Annotated in this window: 1 protein-coding gene; it reads left to right on the forward strand. The window is 66.5% G+C overall.

The window, feature by feature from the left end:
* On the forward strand, positions 1-514 hold a 514-nt coding region (locus tag ACP5J3_RS15080), incomplete at both ends, for an RtcB family protein (RefSeq protein WP_428496418.1).

The raw sequence follows: 514 nt of genomic DNA on the forward strand, positions 1-514 counted from the left end.
GCGGCCAAGAAGTACGGCATCGAGCTTCCGGATCCTCAACTGGTTTCGGTACCGGTCAACTCTCCCGAAGGTCAACGCTACCTTGGAGCCATGCGCGCGGCCGCCAACTTCGCCTGGGCCAACCGCCAGGCGATGCTGCATTTTGTCCGCGGGTCCTTCCAGAAGGTGTTTGGCAAACACGTCCGGCTGGGTCTCGTCTATGACGTCTGCCACAACATCGCCAAGCGTGAGAAGTACGAATACCATGGCCGCACCGTGGACGTGCTGGTCCACCGCAAAGGCGCCACGCGCGCCTTCCCGCCGGGCCATCCGGAAATTCCTGCCGATTACCGCGGCGTTGGCCAGCCGGTACTGATTCCCGGCAGCATGGGCACTGCCTCCTGGGTGCTGGCCGGCTGCGAGGGGGCGATGCGGGAGAGCTTTGGCAGCGTCTGCCACGGGGCCGGGCGCGTGCTCAGCCGGCATGCGGCCAAGCACGGCCGCGACGCGCGCGCGGTGCAGCGGGAACTGGAAG

The sequence above is a fragment of the Pyrobaculum sp. genome (genome assembly GCF_049971835.1).
In the GTDB taxonomy this organism is placed as follows: domain Archaea; phylum Thermoproteota; class Thermoprotei; order Thermoproteales; family Thermoproteaceae; genus Pyrobaculum.